We start from the raw sequence: 18511 nt of genomic DNA on the forward strand, positions 1-18511 counted from the left end.
GTTTTTTTGAAAATCGTGCATAAGTTTTTTCGAGGCATAAAAAAACCGGCTTTTACGCCGGTTTTTTCATGCCTGGGCAACGGAGGTGTCTGCGTCGCGGGTCAACCCGCTGCTACACCTTGTCGATGTCCACATCCTTGGTCTCTTTAAGGCAGAAGATCCCCACCACCAGGCTGATGCCGGTGATCAATACCGGGTACCACAGCCCATAGAAGATATCTCCGGTGTACACCACCAGCGCGAACGACACCGTCGGCAGGAAGCCACCGAACCAGCCATTGCCGATGTGATAGGGCAGCGACATCGAGGTGTAGCGGATGCGTGTGGGGAACAGCTCGACCATTACCGCTGCCAGTGGTCCGTAGGTCATGGTCGCGATCAGGATCATCGCCACGATCAGCACCACCACCATCACCTGGTTCACATGGGCAGGGTCGGCCTTGGCTGGATAGCCCGCCTGCTCGATAGCCGTACGCATCGCGACTTCATCGAAGCCGTTGATGGTCTTGTCGCCAATGCTCACCGAAACATCGCTGCCCGTTGCGGCAACCGAGCTGTAGGGCAGGCCCTGCTTGACCAGGAACGTCTTGACCTTGTCGCAGGGGCTGTCGAAGCGTGCCTTGCCCACCGGGTCGAACTGGAAGGTGCAGCCTTGCGGGTCGGCACTGACCACTATCGGCGACTGCCGGCTGGCGGCGTCGATCTGCGGATTGGCATAGTGGCTGAGCGCCTTGAACATCGGGAAGTAGCACACGGTCGCCAGCAGCAGGCCGATCATCAGGATCGGCTTGCGTCCCACACGGTCCGACAGCCAACCAAAGAACACGAAGAACGGTGCACCGATCACCACGCTGATGATCAGCAGGGTATTGGCCTGGGCCGGGTCCATCTTGAGCATCTGGGTCATGAAGAACAGCACGTAGAACTGTGCGGTGTAGAAGGTCACGGCCTGGCCGGCGTTGATGCTGAACAGGGCGGTGAGCACCACCTTGAGGTTGGGCCAGGAGGTGAACGACTCGCGGATCGGCGATTTGCTGATCTTGCCCTGGGCCTTCATTTTCACAAAGGCTGGCGACTCGTGCATGCTCATGCGAATCCAGGTGGAGATACCCAGCAGCACGATCGACAGCAGGAACGGCAGGCGCCAGCCCCAGGTCTCGAACTGGTCGCCACTGATGTAACGGCTGCCCAGCACAACAATCAGTGACAGCAGCAAGCCGAGGGTGGCAGTGGACTGAATGAAGCCGGTGTGGAACCCGCGCTTGCCAGGCGGGGCATGCTCGGCCACGTAAGTGGCCGCACCGCCGTATTCGCCGCCCAGGGCCAGGCCCTGGAGCATGCGCAGGATCACCAGGATGATCGGTGCGGCGATGCCGATGCTGGCGTAGGTAGGCAACAGGCCGACCGCGAAGGTCGACAGGCCCATCAGCACGATGGTCACCAGGAAGGTGTACTTGCGCCCGATCATGTCGCCCAGGCGCCCGAACACCAAGGCACCGAAAGGCCGCACGAGGAAGCCTGCGGCAAAGGCCATCAAGGCAAAGATGAAAGCGGTGGTGTCGTTGACCCCGGCAAAGAACTGCTTGCTGATCACCGCCGCCAGCGCGCCATAGAGAAAGAAGTCATACCACTCGAACACCGTCCCGAGGGATGACGCGAAAATGATCTTGCGTTCCTCACGCCGGCTGCCGCTGGTGGCTGCCGCGCCCTGCTCTTGGATGTAATCCGACATCGTTGCTGTCCTCGGCCCGCAGGCCACAGTGATTATTTTTCTTGTTCCACTGTCGGCAGCCATCGACCGCAAGCTGCCGGTGTTGCACGCACCCGGTCAGGGCGTCGGTATCGCGCTGGTGTCGCTGAGGTTGCTGTGGCTTGGGGCCCCCTTGAGAATCAGTTGTGCCGCCTTCTCGGCGATCATCAATGTGGGTGAACAGGTATTGCCGGAGACGATCTGCGGCATGATCGAGGCATCGGCGATTCGCAGGCCAGGTATGCCATGGACGCGCAGCTGGTTATCCACAACGTCCAGCGGCCCATTGCCCATGCGGCAGGTGCCGACCGGGTGGAAGATGGTGGTGCCGATCTTGCCGGCGGCCTCGTGCAGTTGTTGCTCGGTCTGCAACGAAGGGCCCGGCAGGTATTCCTTGGGATCGAACGCGGCCAGGGCAGGGGCCTGGACGATGCGCCGGGTGATACGAATCGCATCGGCGGCGACCTGCAGGTCCTGTGGGTCGCTGAGGTAGTTGGGGTCGATCAGCGGCGCTGCATTCATGTCTGCCGAGCGGATGTCGATACGCCCGCGGCTGGCTGGGCGCAGGTTGCACACCGAAGCCGTGAAGGCAGGGAAGCGGTGCAACGGCTCGCCGAAACGCTCGAGCGACAACGGCTGCACGTGATACTGCAGGTTGGCGGTGGCCTGCTCCGGGCTCGATCGCACGAATGCGCCCAACTGGCTCGGCGCCATGGCCAGCGGCCCGCTGCGGTCGTAGAGATAGCGCAGGCCCATACCCAGCTTGCCCCACAGGCTGTTGGCCATCTGGTTGAGCGTGCGGGTGTTCTGGATCTGGTAAATCAGGCGCAATTGCAGGTGGTCCTGCAAGTTTCCGCCCACGCCTGGCAATTCGTGACGCACCGTTATCCCCAGGTCTTCGAGCAGCTTGCGCGGGCCGATGCCCGAACGCTGCAGGATGCCAGGCGAACCGACGGAGCCTGCGCACAGGACAATCTCGCGCCGGGCACGAAACTCATGCCAGGCCCCTTGCCAGCGTGCCTTCACAGCAGTGGCGCGGGCGTTGTCGAGCACGACCTGGTCAACCTGAACATCGGTGAGCACAGTGAGGTTCGGGCGAGACTGGATAGGCCGCAAAAAAGCCTTCGAGGCATTCCAGCGCACACCACTGCGCTGGTTGACCTGAAAGTATCCACAGCCTTGGTTGTCGCCGGTATTGAAGTCACCGACCTTGCCGATACCGCTCTGTTCGGCAGCATCGCGGAAGGCGTCGAGGATCGGCCAGCTGTAGCGCTGCTGCTCGACCCGCCATTCGCCGTCGGCGCCATGGCTCTCGCTGGCGCCAGCGAAGTGGCTTTCACTGGCCTTGAACAACGGCAGTACATCATTCCAGCTCCAGCCGTCGTTGCCTTGCTCGGCCCAGCGGTCATAGTCCGCAGCCTGGCCACGCATGTAGATCATGCCGTTGATGGAGGAACAACCGCCCAGCACCTTCCCTCGCGGATAGCCGAGGCTGCGACCATCCAGCCCAGGCTGGGCTTCGGTCTTGAAGCACCAGTCGGTGCGGGGATTGCCGATGCAGTAGAGGTAACCGACGGGTACGTGAATCCACGGGTAGTTGTCGCGCCCGCCCGCCTCGAGCAGCAGGACGCGGCAGGCAGGGTCTGCGGACAATCGATTGGCCAGCAGGCATCCGGCGGGACCGGCCCCTACGACCACGTAGTCGAAGACAGAATCGGCAGATGGCATGTGCAACCTCGCGCCTGATTATTATTCTTGTCCCTACCCATCTTATTGATTAATTTCGCGGTGGAAACACGAGATTTTGCGCAGCCGTTGTGCGTTTTTTCACAACGGTAAGTCTTTATCCGCCGCCTGTGGGAGCGGGCTTGCCCGCGAACAGGCCGCCAAGAACAACCGAAAGGATCAGCATGTTCGATTGGAACGATCTGCGGTTTTTCCTCGAGTTGCAGCGCAGCGGCCGCCTGCTCACAGCGGCCAAGCGCCTCAATACCACCCACAGCACCGTTGCCCGCCATATCGAGAACATCGAGAAAAACCTGGGCACCGCGCTGTTCGTCCAGCATGCCCAAGGGTACGAGCTCACACCCTCGGGCCAGGCACTGCTCAAGCATGCCGAGGCCATGGAAAACGTCGCCCTGCTGGCGCAGGAGGAAATCACCCAGGCCATCACGCCACTGGGCAAGATACGCCTGGGCGTTACCGAAGGCATCGGCATCATGTTCTTCACCCCGCGCCTGGGGGCCCTGTTCGAGCGCTATCCGGGGCTTGAAGTCGAACTGGTGGCGGTGCCGCGCTTCGTCAGCATTCTCAACCGCGAAGCCGAAATCAGCATTCACCTGGAACGCCCCAATGCCGACCTGCTGATCACCCGCAAGCTCACCGACTACCGCCTGGCCCTCTACGCCAGCCAGGACTATCTCGACCAGGCACCGCCGCTGCGCAACCGCGATGACCTGGCCCGGCACAATTGGATCGGTTACGTGGACGACCTGATCTTCAGCCAGGAACTGTTGTTCCTCAACAGCTTCTGCCGCGCGCCGAACGTGATATTCCGCAGCACCAGCGTGATCGCCCAGCAGCAGGCCGCGCGCGCCGGCCTGGGCATCGCCGTGTTGCCCAACTACATGGGTCGCCACGACCCAGGCCTGGTGCGCGTGCTGCCTAGCGAGACCATCCAGCGCAGCTACTGGATCTGCACACGTCGCGAGTTGCACAAGTCGGTACGCCTGCGGGTGGTCTGGGACTACCTGCTCAAGCTCTGTGCCGAACAGCAGCACGAGTTGCTAGCCGAGTAGCGCCTTGGCCGCCAGCGAGAGCGCGGCCCCGATCCCCACCACCACGAACAGTTGCTGCAGACGCGGCCCTGCCAGCTTGCCGGCCAGCGGGCGAGTTGCCAGCAACCCGAGCACCGCGCCGAAGGCGAACGGCGCACCAACCTGCCAGTGCATCACCCCGCCCAGGCTCGCACTCACCACACTGCCGGTGGACACCAACGCGATCACCGCCAGCGAAGTGGCAACGATGCTTTTCATGTCCAGGTTGGTATAGCGGTTCAAGGCCGGGATGATGACGAATCCGCCACCGACGCCCAGTAGGCCGGACAGCAGCCCGGACAACATGCCGGTGAACGCCAGGGCGCGGGCACAGGGGAGGGTCCAGCGCAGGCGCCCCTGCAAGGGGTTGAGCACGCAAGGCATGATCTGTCGCTCACCGCATGGCGATTCGCCGCGCAGCTCACGCGCCGCCTTGCGCCAGATGCGCAGGCAGGCATACACCAGCACGCAGGCGAAGACCAACGCCAGCGGTGTATTCGGTAAACGGTGCGCCAGCATCAGGCCGAAAGGCGCACAGACGATACCGATTGCCGCAATGAACAACGCTGCGCGATAACGCACCAGCCCTTGCCGCAGGCCCAACCCGGCGCCCACGGCAGCCGCCAGGCCGACCGCCAGCAAACCGATCGGCGCCGCCTCGACCATCGACAGCCCCAGGCCGAATACCAGAAGCGGCACCGCCAGGATCCCACCTCCAGCCCCGGTCAGCGCCAGCACCGCACCAATGATCGCGCCCAACCCGGCGCCGAGAAACTGATGCTCGATCACTTCGACGTCTCAGCGGCTAACGGCTGAGGCCGGGCCAACCATTCCCGGCCCTTGAGCATCGCCTGCCAGTAAAGCGGCGGCAGCACCCGTGCCTTGAGCAGCCAGGCCAACCGTGTAGGCTTGCGTCCATCGAGCAACCAACGTGGAAAACTCGGTGCCAGCTTGCCGCCATAGGTGAACTCGGCCAGCACGATCTTGCCGAGTTCCACGGTCAACGGGCAGGAGCCATAGCCGTCGTAGGCGACCGGTGTCGGCAAGCGCCCAAGCGCCACCAGTACATTATTGGCCACCACCGGTGCCTGCTTGCGTGCTGCCGCTGCGGTCTTGGCATTGCTGGTGTTGATCACGTCACCCAGGGCATGAATGTTGGCGAACTGGCGGTGACGCAAGCTGTGCGGATCGACATCCACCCATCCGGAAGCATCAGCCAATGGGCTTTGCCGGATGAAATCCGGAGCGACCTGAGGGGGCACCACGTGCAGCATGTCGAACGCTTCGGTACACGTTTCGCTGCCGCCGTCGGCGAGGGTTCGCACGAAGGTCGCCTGTTGATTCGGGCCATCGACCGCCACCAGGCGCTGGCCGTAGTTGAGGTCGACACCGTACTTGTCGATGTAGCTCATCAGTGCTGGCACGTAGTCGGCAACACCAAACAGCACAGCCCCGGCGTTGAAGAACGCGGGCTTGATGGCGCCCAGCCGGCCCGCGCGCAGCCAGTGATCACAGGACAGGTACAAGGCCTTCTGTGGGGCACCGGCACACTTGATCGGCATCGGCGGTTGGCTGAACAGCGCGCGGCCCTGCTTGAGCGTCTGCACCAGCTCCCAGGTGTAGGGGGCCAGGTCGTAGCGGTAGTTGGAGGTCACACCGTTGCGCCCGAGGGTCTCCTCCAGGCCGTCGATGGCCGCCCAGTCGAGTTTGAGGCCAGGGCAGACCACCAATTGTTCGTAACTGACGGCTCGCCCATCCTCCAGTATGACCGTTTGCGCCTGTGGATCGAAGCCCACCACGCGTGCCTTTATCCACTGCACACCCCGTGGCAGGGTTGCCGCCGTGGTTCGAGCGGTGGACGACGCAGCGAACACACCGGCCCCCACCATGGTCCAGCCAGGCTGGTAGTAATGAACCTCTGATGGATCGATCAGGACGATGTCCAGCGACGGATCGCGTTTGATCAGGCTCGACGCTGTTGCGATACCGGCGGCTCCGGCGCCCACGATCAACACCTTGTGGTGTTCGGTACCGGGCGCAACGGCAGGGGACAGCAAGGCAGACATGGTATTTCCTTTGAATATTGGTCAGAGAGCCGAATGGCTCAGAACAGGTTCAGCGGGATCTTCAGGTAGCGCACGCCGTTGTCTTCCGGCTCGGGCAATTGGCCGCTGCGCATGTTGACCTGCACCGACGGCAGGATCAGCACCGGCATGTCGAGAGTCTTGTCTCGGGCTTCGCGCATCTCGACAAAGCTGTCTTCACTGATGCCCTGGTGAATGTGGATGTTGCCGGCGCGCTGCTCGGCAACCGTGGTCACGTAACGCAGCTCGCGGCCGCCAGGCAGGTAGTCGTGGCACATGAACAAGCGGGTCTGGTCAGGGAAAGCCAGCAAGCGACGAATCGAGCGATACAGCGTGCGAGCGCTGGCGCCGGGGAAATCGCAACGGGCAGTGCCGTAGTCAGGCATGAACAGCGTGTCGCCGACAAACACGGCCGTCTCGCCCGCATCTTCGATCATGTAGCTCATGCACGCGGGGGTATGCCCCGGCGTGTGCAGGGCGCGGGCATGCAGGTTGCCGATGCGAAACCCTTCCTCATCCTCGAACAACACGTCGAACTGGCTACCGTCGCGGGCAAAACCAGGCTCGGCGTTGAACAGCGAACCGAAGGTTTTCTGCACCTGGGTGATGTGGGCGCCAATGGCAATCTGGCCGCCCAGTCGTTGCTTGAGGTAGGCCGCTGCCGAGAGGTGGTCCGCATGTACGTGGGTTTCAAGAATCCACTGCACCTTGGCGCCCAATGCCTCGACCTGTGCGATCAACCGGTCGGCAGATGCGTGGCTGGTACGACCTGACTTCGGATCGTAATCCAGCACGCTGTCGATCAATGCGCAGTGCCGTGTTTCACGGTCCATGAGCAGGTAGCTGATGGTCGAAGTCGCCGGGTCGAACAGGGCTTCCACATGAAGGTTGTTGCCAATGATCATCAGAGTCTCCAAAACGCTGCCGCAGCTTGAACAGAGGCATCGGCAGGAACAGACGCTTTATCAAGATGCATGCCAGGCCATTTCTGGCAGATAAGTCCCGCATTTGCGGGCGTTGTACCAACACAATAGTTAAAGACTGCCAGGAAGACTGGCAGCCATCTGACAGCTGCTGGCAGTGATTGGCAGTCCTTGTTAACCTCGCCGGGTAGTTTTTGCCGGTGCCCCCATGTCCGAGCTTTCCGCTGCAAACCATCCTGCCATCCTCGCGCTGGTGTCCTACCTCGAACACGATGTGCTGCCCGCCATCGTGCTCGATACCGACTACAACATTCTTGCCGCCAACGCGGCGTATCGACGCCAGTTCGCCACACAGGATCGCGCCCCCCTGGGGGAGAAGTGCCACAGGGTTTCGCACCATTACGCCGTGCCCTGCGATCAGGCGGGGGAGCATTGTCCGCTGCGCAAGGCATGGGACAGCAAGGTTCCGGAGCGCGTGCTGCACATTCATCACACCCCGCGCGGGCCGGAGCATGTAGACGTCGAACTGCGCCCGATCCTCGACGAGCAGGGCAGGGTGGTGGCATTCGTCGAACGGCTGACCAGCATCACCCTGGCCTCCGCACAACCTCAGCAGCAGGGGCTGGTCGGGCAGTCTCCGGCTTTCAAGTCAGCACTCGCCAGCCTTCGACGGGCTGCTCCGGCTCAAATTCCGGTGCTGCTCCAAGGTGAGTCAGGAACGGGCAAGGAGCTGTTCGCCCGCGCCCTGCACCTGGGTAGCCCACGCGCCAACGGCCCGCTGGTGGTCGTCGATTGCACCGGTCTCACCGAGTCGCTGTTCGAGAGTGAGCTGTTTGGTTACGAGAAAGGCGCGTTCACCGGCGCGACCCAACGCAAGGTCGGTCTGGCCGAGGCGGCGCATGGCGGCACCCTGTTCCTGGACGAGATCGGTGAAGTGCCGCTGGCCATGCAGGTCAAACTGCTGCGCTTGATCGAGACCGGTAGTTTTCGCCCGGTGGGCAGCCTGCGCACCGTACACTCGGATTTCCGCCTGGTGTCGGCGACACACAAGCCGCTCAAGGCAATGGTCGCGCAGGGCGCCTTCCGTGAAGACCTGTATTACCGCATCAGCGGATTTCCGATTCGTCTGCCGGCACTGCGTGAGCGTGTCGAAGACTTGCCGCTGCTGATTGAGAGTCTGTTGCAGCGCATCGCGGGCAACGGCGCACCTCGAATCAGCCATGACGCACTCGAGCGCCTCAACCTGCATCCGTTTCCGGGAAATATTCGTGAGCTGCGTAACATGCTGGAGCGGGCCTGGTTGTTCGCCGATGATGGTTTGATTCGCAGTGAGCATCTGCTCGAAGACACTGGGGCTGATTCACCGGCGAGACAGCAGTCACGCGAGTTGCATGAATTGAGAGCGCTGGCGCAAGCGCTGGACAGCTTTCAGGGGTCGCGACGCGAGCTGGCCAAACAGCTGGGGATGAGTGAGCGCACCTTGTACCGAAGGCTCAAGGACCTTGAAGCCTGACGCCATTCGAACAGTGTTTCACGTGGAACATTTGTGTTTCGCACCTCTGAAAACGAAAAAGCCAAGGCGACAGGCCTTGGCTTTTTCGTAGCTGAAGCGCGTAATCAGAAGTCCAGGTTGGACACCGACAACGCGTTGCTTTCGATGAAGTCACGACGAGGTTCCACCGCGTCCCCCATCAAGGTGTTGAACAGCTGGTCGGCTGCGATCGCATCCTCGATGGTGACCTTGAGCATGCGGCGCACGGTCGGGTCCATGGTGGTTTCCCACAGCTGATCCGGGTTCATCTCACCCAGCCCTTTGTATCGCTGGATGGTGTGGCGCTTGGTGGTTTCGTTCATCAGCCAGTCGAGGGCCTCTTTGAACTCGGTGACTGCCTTGCGACGCTCACCACGCTGAACATAGGCACCCTCGCCAAGCAAAGTCGCCAACTTGGCGCCCAGCACGACTACCGAACGATAGTCGTTGCTGCCGAAGAACTCGCGGTTGAAGGTCACGTAGCTGGCCAGGCCGTGGGAAGTAACTTCGACTTCCGGCAGCCAGATGTTGCGTTCCTTGTCTTCACGCAGGCTGGCCTGGTAGGTCAGACCGGACTTCTGGCTGTTGTTCAGGCGCTCCTGGAATTTGCCCAACCAGGCTTGCATGGTCGCGTGATCGGCCAACTGCGCCTGAGTGACTTCCGGCAGGTAGATGAAGTGCTCGGTCAGCTCTTCCGGGTACAGGCGCGACAGACGCTTGAGCGTCTTCATCACACCGCGGAACTCGTTGACCAGTGCCTCAAGTTGAACACCCGACACGGGTGGCGCCGATTCGTCCAGGTGCAGGCTGGCATCTTCCAGGGCCGACTGGGTCATGTATTCTTCCATGGCCTCGTCGTCCTTGATGTACTGCTCCTGCTTGCCTTTCTTCACCTTGTACAGCGGTGGCTGAGCAATGTAGATGTAACCGCGCTCGACCAGCTCCGGCAACTGACGGAAGAAGAAGGTCAACAGCAGGGTACGGATGTGGGAACCGTCAACGTCAGCATCGGTCATGATGATGATGTTGTGATAACGCAGCTTGTCGATGTTGTACTCTTCGCGGCCGATACCACAGCCGAGGGCGGTGATCAGCGTGCCGACTTCCTGGGACGAGATCATCTTGTCGAAGCGAGCCTTCTCGACGTTGAGGATCTTACCCTTCAGCGGCAGGATTGCCTGGGTACGACGATTACGACCTTGCTTGGCCGAACCACCTGCGGAGTCACCCTCCACCAGGTACAGTTCGGACAGGGCAGGGTCCTTTTCCTGGCAGTCGGCAAGCTTGCCCGGCAGACCAGCGATATCCAGCGCACCTTTGCGGCGGGTCATTTCTCGCGCCTTGCGCGCTGCTTCACGGGCACGCGCCGCGTCGATCATCTTGCCAACGACCGCCTTGGCTTCGTTGGGGTTTTCCAACAGGAAGTCGGCGAAGTACTTGTTCATCTCCTGTTCCACGGCGGTTTTCACCTCCGAGGAAACCAGCTTGTCCTTGGTCTGCGAGCTGAACTTTGGATCCGGCACCTTCACCGAGATGATCGCGGTCAGGCCTTCACGGGCATCGTCACCTGTGGTCGCGACCTTGTTCTTCTTGGCCAGGCCTTCCTGCTCGATGTAGCTGTTCAGGCTGCGGGTCAGCGAGGAACGGAAGCCCACCAAGTGAGTACCGCCGTCGCGCTGCGGAATGTTGTTGGTGAAGCACAGCAGATTCTCGTTGAAGCTGTCGTTCCATTGCAGGGCAACTTCGACACCCACGCCATCATCACGTTGGACGTTGAAGTGGAAGACCTGGGAGTTCACCGGGGTCTTGTTGGTGTTCAGGTATTCAACGAAAGCGCGCAGGCCACCTTCGTATTTGAAGAACTCTTCCTTGCCGGAGCGCTCGTCCTTCAGCAGGATACCGACGCCCGAGTTGAGGAACGACAGCTCACGAATTCGCTTGGCCAGGATGTCCCAGCTGAAGTGAATATTCTTGAAGGTCTCCGCCGAAGGCTTGAAGTGGATGTGGGTACCGGTGGTTTCGCTTTCGCCGACTACTGCCATCGGAGCTTGCGGCACACCGTGGACGTAGGTCTGTTCCCAGATCTTTCCACTACGGCGAACGGTCAGGACCAGCTTCTCGGAGAGGGCGTTTACCACCGAGACACCTACACCGTGCAGACCGCCGGAAACCTTGTAGGAGTTGTCATCGAACTTACCGCCGGCGTGCAGTACGGTCATGATGACCTCGGCGGCGGAAACGCCTTCCTCTTTATGCACGTCGACGGGAATGCCACGACCGTTGTCGCGAACACTGATGGATTCGTCCGGATGGATGATGACCGTAATGTCATCGCAATGACCGGCGAGCGCTTCGTCGATCGAGTTGTCGACCACTTCGAAGACCATGTGGTGCAGGCCGCTACCATCATCGGTGTCGCCAATGTACATGCCGGGACGCTTGCGCACGGCATCCAGCCCTTTCAGCACCTTGATGCTGGAGGAGTCGTACGTTTGATTTTCGCTCATGCCTTCACTCCCGATGGTCGTGGGTCTGGGTGATACGGCCTTGTTCCACGTGGAACAAAGCAACTGGCGTATCCGTCTGCCAGCCTTCCCTCAGTAATTCGTGATCTACACAGGTGATAAAAACCTGGCAGTGTAATTCTTCAAGCAAGCGACACAGCGCGCGGCGATGCTGATCGTCCAATTCGGACGGCAAGTCATCCACCAGATAAATACACTGACCGCGACGAACTTGGCTGACGAGGTGCCCTTGGGCAATCCGCAGGGCACAAACGACCAACTTTTGCTGACCACGAGACAGGATATCGGCCGCGTTGTTAGCGCCCAATCTCAGGCGTAGGTCAGCACGCTGCGGACCGGCCTGGGTATGGCCCATCTGCTGATCGCGAAGGAGAGAGGTTGCGAGGACTTCACTGAGGTCCCGATCCTTGTCCCAGCCCCGATAGTAGCTAAGGGTCAATCCGTCCAGCTCGACCAGTTCGCTCAGGGTCCGCTCGAAGACAGGCTTCAAGGCCTTGATATAGTTGCGACGGTATTCATCTATTTCCGCGCTGGCGAGACACAGTTCCCGGTCCCAGGCGGCTTGCGAAGCAGCGTCAAGTGTACCATGTCGCAGCCATGAGTTCCGCTGCCGCAGGGCCTTCTGCAAGCGCTGCCAGGTCGCCATGAATCGAGGTTCCACGTGGAACACTCCCCAATCCAGGAACTGACGGCGCACCTTGGGAGCGCCTTCGAGCAGGCGGAAGCTGTCCGGGTTGATCAACTGCAGCGGCAGCATTTCAGCCAGTTGTGCGGCACTGCGCGCATTCTGGCCGTCGATGCGAATAGTGAAGTCCCCTTGTCGCTCGCGCGAAACGCCAAGATTGCTCGTCGCACCATCGGTGATTTCAACCTTGCCGAACACAGTACAGGTCGGCTGTTCGTACTGGATGACAGGGTTCAATCGGGTACTACGAAATGAGCGTGCCAGCCCCAAAAGGTGCACGGCCTCGAGCACACTGGTCTTGCCGCTGCCATTGGCGCCGTAGAGGATGTTGATGCGAGGAGAGGGGGAGAGGGTCACCGGGTGCAGATTGCGCACCGCGGTGACCGAAAGACGTCGAAGGGACATTTGGCCTGCTACAGGTTACAGACGCATCGGCATGACAACGTAGGACGAGTCGTCATTACCGGCTTCCTGCAGAAGGGCGCTGCTGTTGGAGTCGGCGAGAATCAGACGAACCTGCTCAGTGGTCATGACTCCCAGGACGTCCAGCAGATAGCTGACGTTGAAGCCGATCTCCAGCGAACCACCTTCGTAGTCGACGCTGATCTCTTCTTCAGCTTCTTCCTGCTCGGGGTTGTTGGCCTGAATCTTCAGCTGGCCGGAGGCCAGTTGCAGGCGGATGCCGCGGTACTTCTCGTTGGACAGGATCGCAGTACGGCTGAAGGCTTCACGCAGCGCCTGGCGATCACCGATCACCAGCTTGTCACCGCCCTTGGGCAGTACACGCTCGTAATCCGGGAACTTGCCGTCCACCAGTTTCGAGGTAAAGGTGAACTCACCGGTGGTCGCACGAATGTGGTGCTGGCCCAGGACAATACTGACCATGCCCTCCGGATCGGTCAGCAGACGCGCCAGCTCCAGAATACCTTTGCGCGGCACGATGACCTGGTGACGCTCGGCCTGGCCGATGGGTGCCTGCATGGCGCACAGTGCCAGACGGTGACCGTCAGTGGCGACAGCGCGCAGGGTGTCGGTGGAAACTTCCAGCAGCATGCCGTTGAGGTAGTAGCGAACGTCCTGCTGGGCCATGGCGAAGCTGGTGCGCTCGATCAGGCGACGCAGTTTGCTCTGCTCCAGGTTGCAGGTGAGCGAACCCGGGCCTTCTTCCACGGTGGGGAAGTCGTTGGCCGGCAGGGTCGACAGGGTGAAACGGCTGCGGCCAGCCTTGACCAGCAGCTTCTGCTCATCGACCTTGATATCGATCAGCGCATCGCTGGGCAGGCTCTTGCAGATATCCATCAGCTTACGCGCCGGGACGGTGATCTCGCCGGGCTCAGCCGGCTCTTCCAGCTGCACGCGGCCAACCAGTTCGACTTCCAGGTCGGTACCGGTCAACGACAACTGCTGGCCTTGCACGACCAGCAGCACGTTGGACAGGACCGGCAAGGTCTGGCGGCGCTCGACGACGCCTGCGACCAGTTGCAGGGGTTTCAACAGGGCTTCGCGTTGAATGGTGAAATGCATGGTCTAGTCCCTTGCCTTCAAAGAGCTGCGCCGACACCCATCAGGTGGTCAGCGTGCGCAGCAGGTTCTTGTAGTCCTCGCGGATGTCCGCGTCGGATTCCTTCAATTCGTTGATCTTGCGGCATGCGTGCAGCACGGTGGTGTGGTCCCGACCGCCGAACATATCGCCGATCTCCGGCAGACTGTGGTTGGTCAGCTCCTTGGACAACGCCATGGCCACCTGCCGCGGGCGCGCGACAGAGCGCGAGCGGCGCTTGGACAACAGATCGGAGATCTTGATCTTGTAGTACTCGGCGACCGTGCGCTGGATGTTATCCACACTGACCAGCTTGTCTTGCAGTGCCAGCAGATCCTTGAGCGATTCGCGAATCAACTCGATGGTGATGTCTCGCCCCATGAAGTGCGAGTGAGCGATCACCCGCTTCAATGCGCCTTCCAGTTCGCGCACGTTGGAGCGGATGCGCTGGGCGATGAAGAACGCAGCATCGTGCGGCAGTTCGACCTTGGCCTGGTCGGCCTTCTTCATCAGGATCGCTACACGGGTTTCCAGTTCCGGTGGCTCGACAGCCACGGTCAGGCCCCAACCAAAGCGCGACTTCAGGCGCTCTTCCAGGCCTTCGATCTCTTTAGGGTAGCGGTCACTGGTGAGAATGACCTGCTGTCCACCCTCGAGCAGGGCATTGAAGGTGTGGAAGAACTCTTCCTGGGAACGCTCCTTGCGGGCGAAGAACTGGATATCGTCGATCAACAGCGCGTCCACCGAACGGTAGAAGCGCTTGAATTCGTTGATGGCGTTCAGCTGCAACGCCTTGACCATGTCGGCGACGAAACGCTCCGAGTGCAAGTAGACGACCTTGGCATTCGGGTTCTTCTTCAGCAGGTGGTTACCCACAGCATGCATCAAGTGCGTCTTACCCAAGCCCACGCCTCCATAAAGGAAGAGTGGGTTGTAGCCGTGCTTGGGGTTGTCGGCAACCTGCCAGGCCGCAGCGCGTGCCAGCTGGTTGGACTTACCCTCCACGAAGGTCTCGAAGGTGAAGGTTCGGTTCAGGTAGCTGGTGTGCTTGAGCGCCCCTTCGACCTGAACTGTCCGTTGCTCGGTGCGCGCGGTCGCGGCAGGCGCAGGCGTCGAATCGCCCATCCCGTCGAAACCATCCTGGGAGGCTGCAGATTCCTCCACCTCACTGACCAACGCAGGTTCGGGCGCCGTGACCGGTGCGCTGGCAACCGCCGGTGGCTGGACGGCCGGCTTGGCCTGGCTCTGGGCCAGCGATGCAGCGACCGCAGCACTGACCGGCGCGTTAGGTGCCGCCCGTGGTGCGGAGCTACGGCGACTGCCTATTAATAAGGAGAGGGCAGGTGCAAGGCCGTTGCCTTGTTCACCCAGCAGTTCGAGCAGGCGGCCGAGGTACTTTTCATTGACCCAATCGAGAACGAAACGGTTAGGCGCATAGACGCGCAACTCGTCGCCTTCGGCTTCGACCTGTAGCGGACGGATCCAGGTGTTGAATTGCTGGGCAGGCAGTTCGTCGCGCAGAAGCTCCACGCACTGCTGCCAAAGTTCCACTGACACGGATATCCCCTGAGTTGAAAGCCGGATGAGGCAAAAACAAACCGCCATTGTACCGGGCGAGCAGTCACTTATCCACATGTCGTGGCGTGTTGAGCTGTGCCAAATCAGTCATTTAGCGGCAAAAACGACCCTGCAAGCCGAAAATAAGCCCTGTGGATAACGGCACATGAGGCCTATGCACAACCCAGGGCTCAACCCTGTGGATAATTCATCTGTGGATAAACACCACTTCCATCCACAGCTTTTCCGCGGTTCCGGCACAGCCAAAGCACCTATTACCGACATACTTATGATTCTCTGTACAGTCGATTGCTTGTGGCCTGCAGTAGGTTATCCACAGATACTTATCCACTTAAGATCTATAAATTCTTCAGAAAAGCTTTCTATATGTCTCTCTTTTTTTTCATGTTGAGCATCTGTTCGGTGTGAATCAACTGCTCTCTCGACCAGCCAGAAGGAAAGGCCGCCTACAAGGAATGCTGGTTGGAAATTGACCTATCGCCTTGCTTTCTCTAGAATCGCCGGTCTCTTAAAAAGGGGGCCATCCCGGCCCGTTGTCGACAACCCAGGTAACACGCCATGAAACGTACTTTCCAACCAAGCACCATCAAGCGCGCGCGCACCCACGGTTTCCGTGCCCGTATGGCCACCAAGAACGGCCGCGCTGTTCTGTCGCGTCGTCGTGCCAAAGGCCGTAAGCGTCTGGCAATTTGATTTTTCGGCACAGGTGGTGAGTCAGGACTTCAGTCGGGATAAGCGACTGCTTACACCCCGGCATTTCAAAGCAGTCTTCGACTCCCCAACCGGCAAGGTTCCAGGGAAAAGCCTGCTCATCCTTGCCCGCGAGAACGGCCTCGATCATCCACGCCTCGGCCTGGTGATCGGCAAGAAGAGCGTCAAGCTCGCCGTTCAACGCAACCGCCTCAAACGCCTGATGCGCGACTCTTTCCGTCTGAACCAGCAAAGTCTGGCTGGACTGGATATCGTGATCGTCGCGCGCAAGGGGTTGGGTGAGATAGAAAACCCAGAATTGCACCAACACTTTGGCAAACTCTGGAAGCGCCTGGCCCGCAGTAGGCCCTCTCCAGCGGTACTTGCCGATTCCGCACGGGTAGACAGTCACGATGCGTAAACTGGCCCTCGTTCCGATCCAGTTCTACCGTTACGCCATCAGTCCTCTGATGGCCAGTCACTGTCGTTTCTACCCCAGCTGCTCCTGTTACGCGTACGAAGCCATAGAAAACCATGGCCTCTTGCGTGGCGGGTGGCTTGCCGTTCGTCGCCTGGGTCGTTGTCATCCGTGGAATGATGGCGGTTTCGATCCCGTCCCGCCTGCTCCTTCCTCCCGAACTTCTTCGATAGCCGAGTAATCATGGATATTAAACGCACGATCCTGATCGTCGCCCTGGCAATCGTGTCCTACGTTCTGGTCCTCAAGTGGAACCAGGACTATGGTCAGGCAGCCCTGCCGACTCAGCATACTGCTGCCAGCAACGCTGCACCGGCACTGCCGGACACCGTGCCGGCAAGCAATAACGGCGCCAGCGCCGATGTGCCGAGCGCCAATGCCGAAGCCAGCCCCGCTGAAATCGCGCCAGTCGCGCTCAGCAAGGACCTGATCCGGGTCAAGACCGATGTCCTGGACCTGGCTATCGACCCGGTCGGCGGTGACATCGTCCAGCTGACCCTGCCCAAGTACCCACGCCGTCAGGATCATCCGGACATCGCCTTCCAGTTGTTCGACAACGGTGGCGAGCGTGTCTATCTCGCACAAAGCGGCCTGACCGGCGCGAATGGCCCGGATGCCCGTTCGAGCGGTCGTCCGCTGTACGCTGCCGAGCAGAAGAGCTTCCAGCTGACCGACGGTCAGGACCAACTGGTGGTCGACCTCAAGTTCAGCGAAAACGGCGTCAACTACATCAAGCGCTTCAGCTTCAAGCGCGGTGAGTACGACCTGACCGTCAGCTACCTGATCGACAACCAGAGCGGCGCGGCCTGGACCGGCAACATGTTTGCCCAGCTCAAGCGTGACGCAAGCTCCGATCCTTCCTCGAGCACCGCGACCGGTACCGCGACTTACTTGGGCGCCGCCCTGTGGACAAGTGCGGAGCCGTACAAGAAGGTGTCGATGAAGGACATCGACAAAGGAAGTTTGAAAGAAAATGTGTCTGGCGGCTGGGTAGCATGGCTGCAGCACTACTTCGTGACCGCGTGGATTCCGGCCAAGTCGGACAACAATGTGGTACAGACCCGCAAGGACAGCCAGGGCAACTACATCATCGGCTACACCGGCCCCGCGCTGAACGTGCCTGCCGGCGGCAAGGTCGAGACCAGCGCCATGTTGTATGCCGGTCCGAAGATCCAGTCCAAGCTCAAGGAGTTGTCCCCAGGCCTGGAACTGACCGTCGACTATGGCTTCCTGTGGTTCATTGCCCAGCCGATCTTCTGGCTGCTGCAACATATCCACAGCCTGCTGGGTAACTGGGGCTGGTCGATCATCGTCCTGACCATGCTCATCAAGGGCCTGTTCTTCCCGCTGTCGGCTGCCAGCTACCGTTCGATGGCGCGCATGCGTGCCGTGGCGCCAAAACTGGCCCAGCTCAAGGAACGCTTCGGCGATGATCGCCAGAAGATGTCCCAGGCGATGATGGAGCTGTACAAGAAAGAGAAGATCAACCCGCTGGGTGGCTGCCTGCCGATCCTGGTGCAGATGCCAGTGTTCCTGGCCTTGTACTGGGTACTGCTGGAAAGCGTCGAGATGCGCCAGGCCCCTTGGATGCTGTGGATTACCGACCTGTCGATCAAGGATCCGTTCTTCATCCTGCCGATCATCATGGGCGCCACCATGTTCATCCAGCAGCGTCTGAACCCTACGCCACCGGATCCGATGCAGGCGAAGGTCATGAAAATGATGCCAATCATCTTCACCTTCTTCTTCCTGTGGTTCCCGGCTGGTCTGGTGCTGTACTGGGTTGTGAACAACTGCCTGTCGATCACTCAGCAGTGGTACATCACCCGTCGCATCGAAGCAGCAACCAAAAAAGCTGCTGCTTGACAGGCCGATCCATTAGCCTGTGAATAAAAACGCCCCCTCGTGGGG

The 18511-nt window shown here is 60.4% G+C and carries 15 protein-coding genes; 6 read left to right on the plus strand and 9 right to left on the minus strand.

The genetic code is table 11. The features are described 5' to 3' along the window. Positions 1–112 precede the first annotated feature (112 nt). Together F6X62_RS17995 and F6X62_RS18000 are read right to left on the minus strand one after the other, a co-directional pair. Entirely contained in the window at positions 113–1732 is a 1620-nt protein-coding gene (locus F6X62_RS17995; RefSeq protein ID WP_063541928.1) for an MFS transporter, read from the minus strand. A gap of 96 nt (positions 1733–1828) precedes the next feature. Beyond that, positions 1829–3478 carry a GMC family oxidoreductase gene (locus F6X62_RS18000; RefSeq protein ID WP_153774307.1) on the minus strand — a complete coding sequence of 550 codons (1650 nt, stop codon included), beginning with the start codon at positions 3476–3478 and terminating at the stop codon, positions 1829–1831. A 182-nt stretch (positions 3479–3660) separates the two neighbouring features. Between F6X62_RS18000 and F6X62_RS18005 the strand changes: the two genes are divergently transcribed. After that, complete coding sequence (locus tag F6X62_RS18005) at positions 3661–4548, plus strand: LysR family transcriptional regulator (RefSeq protein ID WP_151925877.1); 888 nt, start codon at positions 3661–3663, stop codon at positions 4546–4548. Here F6X62_RS18005 and F6X62_RS18010 read toward each other — a convergent pair. From F6X62_RS18010 to F6X62_RS18020, 3 genes are read right to left on the minus strand one after another with little or no spacing between them, the layout of a single operon-like run. Next, the gene (locus tag F6X62_RS18010) at positions 4537–5355 is read right to left on the minus strand and encodes a sulfite exporter TauE/SafE family protein (RefSeq protein ID WP_054893024.1); all 819 of its coding nucleotides are present in this window, start codon (positions 5353–5355) and stop codon (positions 4537–4539) included. The two genes, F6X62_RS18005 and F6X62_RS18010, sit on opposite strands and share 12 nt — an antisense overlap. After that, on the minus strand, positions 5352–6632 hold the full coding sequence (locus tag F6X62_RS18015; protein WP_153774308.1) for an FAD/NAD(P)-binding oxidoreductase: 1281 nt from the start codon (positions 6630–6632) through the stop codon (positions 5352–5354). Before F6X62_RS18015 ends, F6X62_RS18010 begins: the two co-directional genes overlap by 4 nt. A 38-nt stretch (positions 6633–6670) precedes the next feature. Continuing rightward, a complete protein-coding gene (locus tag F6X62_RS18020) occupies positions 6671–7555 on the minus strand; it encodes an MBL fold metallo-hydrolase (protein WP_153774309.1) in 885 nt (294 codons plus the stop codon). Positions 7556–7781: 226 nt separating this feature from the next. Here F6X62_RS18020 and F6X62_RS18025 point away from each other — a divergent pair, with 226 nt between their 5' ends. Further along, entirely contained in the window at positions 7782–9086 is a 1305-nt protein-coding gene (locus F6X62_RS18025; protein ID WP_153774310.1) for a sigma-54-dependent Fis family transcriptional regulator, read from the plus strand. A gap of 104 nt (positions 9087–9190) precedes the next feature. Here F6X62_RS18025 and gyrB read toward each other — a convergent pair whose 3' ends face one another. Genes gyrB through dnaA form a run of 4 tightly spaced genes read right to left on the minus strand, consistent with a single transcriptional unit; the run spans position 9191 to position 15411 of the window. Further along, positions 9191–11611 (minus strand): DNA topoisomerase (ATP-hydrolyzing) subunit B, encoded by a 2421-nt coding sequence (gene gyrB / locus F6X62_RS18030; RefSeq protein ID WP_153774311.1) that lies wholly within the window; start codon positions 11609–11611, stop codon positions 9191–9193. A 4-nt stretch (positions 11612–11615) separates the two neighbouring features. Next, on the minus strand, positions 11616–12719 hold the full coding sequence (gene recF, locus F6X62_RS18035; protein ID WP_153774312.1) for a DNA replication/repair protein RecF: 1104 nt from the start codon (positions 12717–12719) through the stop codon (positions 11616–11618). Between the two features lie 15 nt (positions 12720–12734). Further along, positions 12735–13838, minus strand: a complete 1104-nt coding sequence (gene dnaN / locus F6X62_RS18040) for a DNA polymerase III subunit beta (protein WP_054893018.1) — start codon at positions 13836–13838, stop codon at positions 12735–12737. A 40-nt stretch (positions 13839–13878) separates the two neighbouring features. After that, a complete protein-coding gene (gene dnaA / locus F6X62_RS18045) occupies positions 13879–15411 on the minus strand; it encodes a chromosomal replication initiator protein DnaA (RefSeq protein WP_054893017.1) in 1533 nt (510 codons plus the stop codon). Between the two features lie 579 nt (positions 15412–15990). Here dnaA and rpmH point away from each other — a divergent pair. From rpmH to yidC, 4 genes are read left to right on the plus strand one after another with little or no spacing between them, the layout of a single operon-like run. Continuing rightward, entirely contained in the window at positions 15991–16125 is a 135-nt protein-coding gene (gene rpmH, locus F6X62_RS18050; protein ID WP_003253163.1) for a 50S ribosomal protein L34, read from the plus strand. A gap of 13 nt (positions 16126–16138) precedes the next feature. Next, a complete protein-coding gene (gene rnpA / locus F6X62_RS18055; protein ID WP_082420920.1) occupies positions 16139–16543 on the plus strand; it encodes a ribonuclease P protein component in 405 nt (134 codons plus the stop codon). Further along, positions 16536–16781 (plus strand): membrane protein insertion efficiency factor YidD, encoded by a 246-nt coding sequence (gene yidD, locus F6X62_RS18060; RefSeq protein ID WP_011536514.1) that lies wholly within the window; start codon positions 16536–16538, stop codon positions 16779–16781. The genes rnpA and yidD overlap by 8 nt, the downstream gene beginning before the upstream one ends. Before the next feature lie 2 nt (positions 16782–16783). Then, positions 16784–18466 carry a membrane protein insertase YidC gene (gene yidC, locus F6X62_RS18065; protein WP_063541912.1) on the plus strand — a complete coding sequence of 561 codons (1683 nt, stop codon included), beginning with the start codon at positions 16784–16786 and terminating at the stop codon, positions 18464–18466. The last annotated feature ends 45 nt before the right edge of the window (positions 18467–18511 follow it).

Source organism: Pseudomonas sp. MNR3A (genome assembly GCF_009650575.1).
Classification (GTDB): domain Bacteria; phylum Pseudomonadota; class Gammaproteobacteria; order Pseudomonadales; family Pseudomonadaceae; genus Aquipseudomonas; species Aquipseudomonas machongensis.

What these genes read in the sequence shown, in the direction of transcription:
- F6X62_RS17995 (WP_063541928.1), bottom strand. Translation starts at nt 1,732, where the DNA reads ATGTCGGATTACATCCAAGAGCAGGGCGCGGCAGCCACCAGCGGCAGC.
- F6X62_RS18000 (WP_153774307.1), bottom strand. Translation starts at nt 3,478, where the DNA reads ATGCCATCTGCCGATTCTGTCTTCGACTACGTGGTCGTAGGGGCCGGT.
- F6X62_RS18005 (WP_151925877.1), top strand. Translation starts at nt 3,661, where the DNA reads ATGTTCGATTGGAACGATCTGCGGTTTTTCCTCGAGTTGCAGCGCAGC.
- F6X62_RS18015 (WP_153774308.1), bottom strand. Translation starts at nt 6,632, where the DNA reads ATGTCTGCCTTGCTGTCCCCTGCCGTTGCGCCCGGTACCGAACACCAC.
- F6X62_RS18020 (WP_153774309.1), bottom strand. Translation starts at nt 7,555, where the DNA reads ATGATCATTGGCAACAACCTTCATGTGGAAGCCCTGTTCGACCCGGCG.
- F6X62_RS18025 (WP_153774310.1), top strand. Translation starts at nt 7,782, where the DNA reads ATGTCCGAGCTTTCCGCTGCAAACCATCCTGCCATCCTCGCGCTGGTG.
- gyrB (WP_153774311.1), bottom strand. Translation starts at nt 11,611, where the DNA reads ATGAGCGAAAATCAAACGTACGACTCCTCCAGCATCAAGGTGCTGAAA.
- recF (WP_153774312.1), bottom strand. Translation starts at nt 12,719, where the DNA reads ATGTCCCTTCGACGTCTTTCGGTCACCGCGGTGCGCAATCTGCACCCG.
- dnaN (WP_054893018.1), bottom strand. Translation starts at nt 13,838, where the DNA reads ATGCATTTCACCATTCAACGCGAAGCCCTGTTGAAACCCCTGCAACTG.
- rpmH (WP_003253163.1), top strand. Translation starts at nt 15,991, where the DNA reads ATGAAACGTACTTTCCAACCAAGCACCATCAAGCGCGCGCGCACCCAC.
- yidD (WP_011536514.1), top strand. Translation starts at nt 16,536, where the DNA reads ATGCGTAAACTGGCCCTCGTTCCGATCCAGTTCTACCGTTACGCCATC.
- yidC (WP_063541912.1), top strand. Translation starts at nt 16,784, where the DNA reads ATGGATATTAAACGCACGATCCTGATCGTCGCCCTGGCAATCGTGTCC.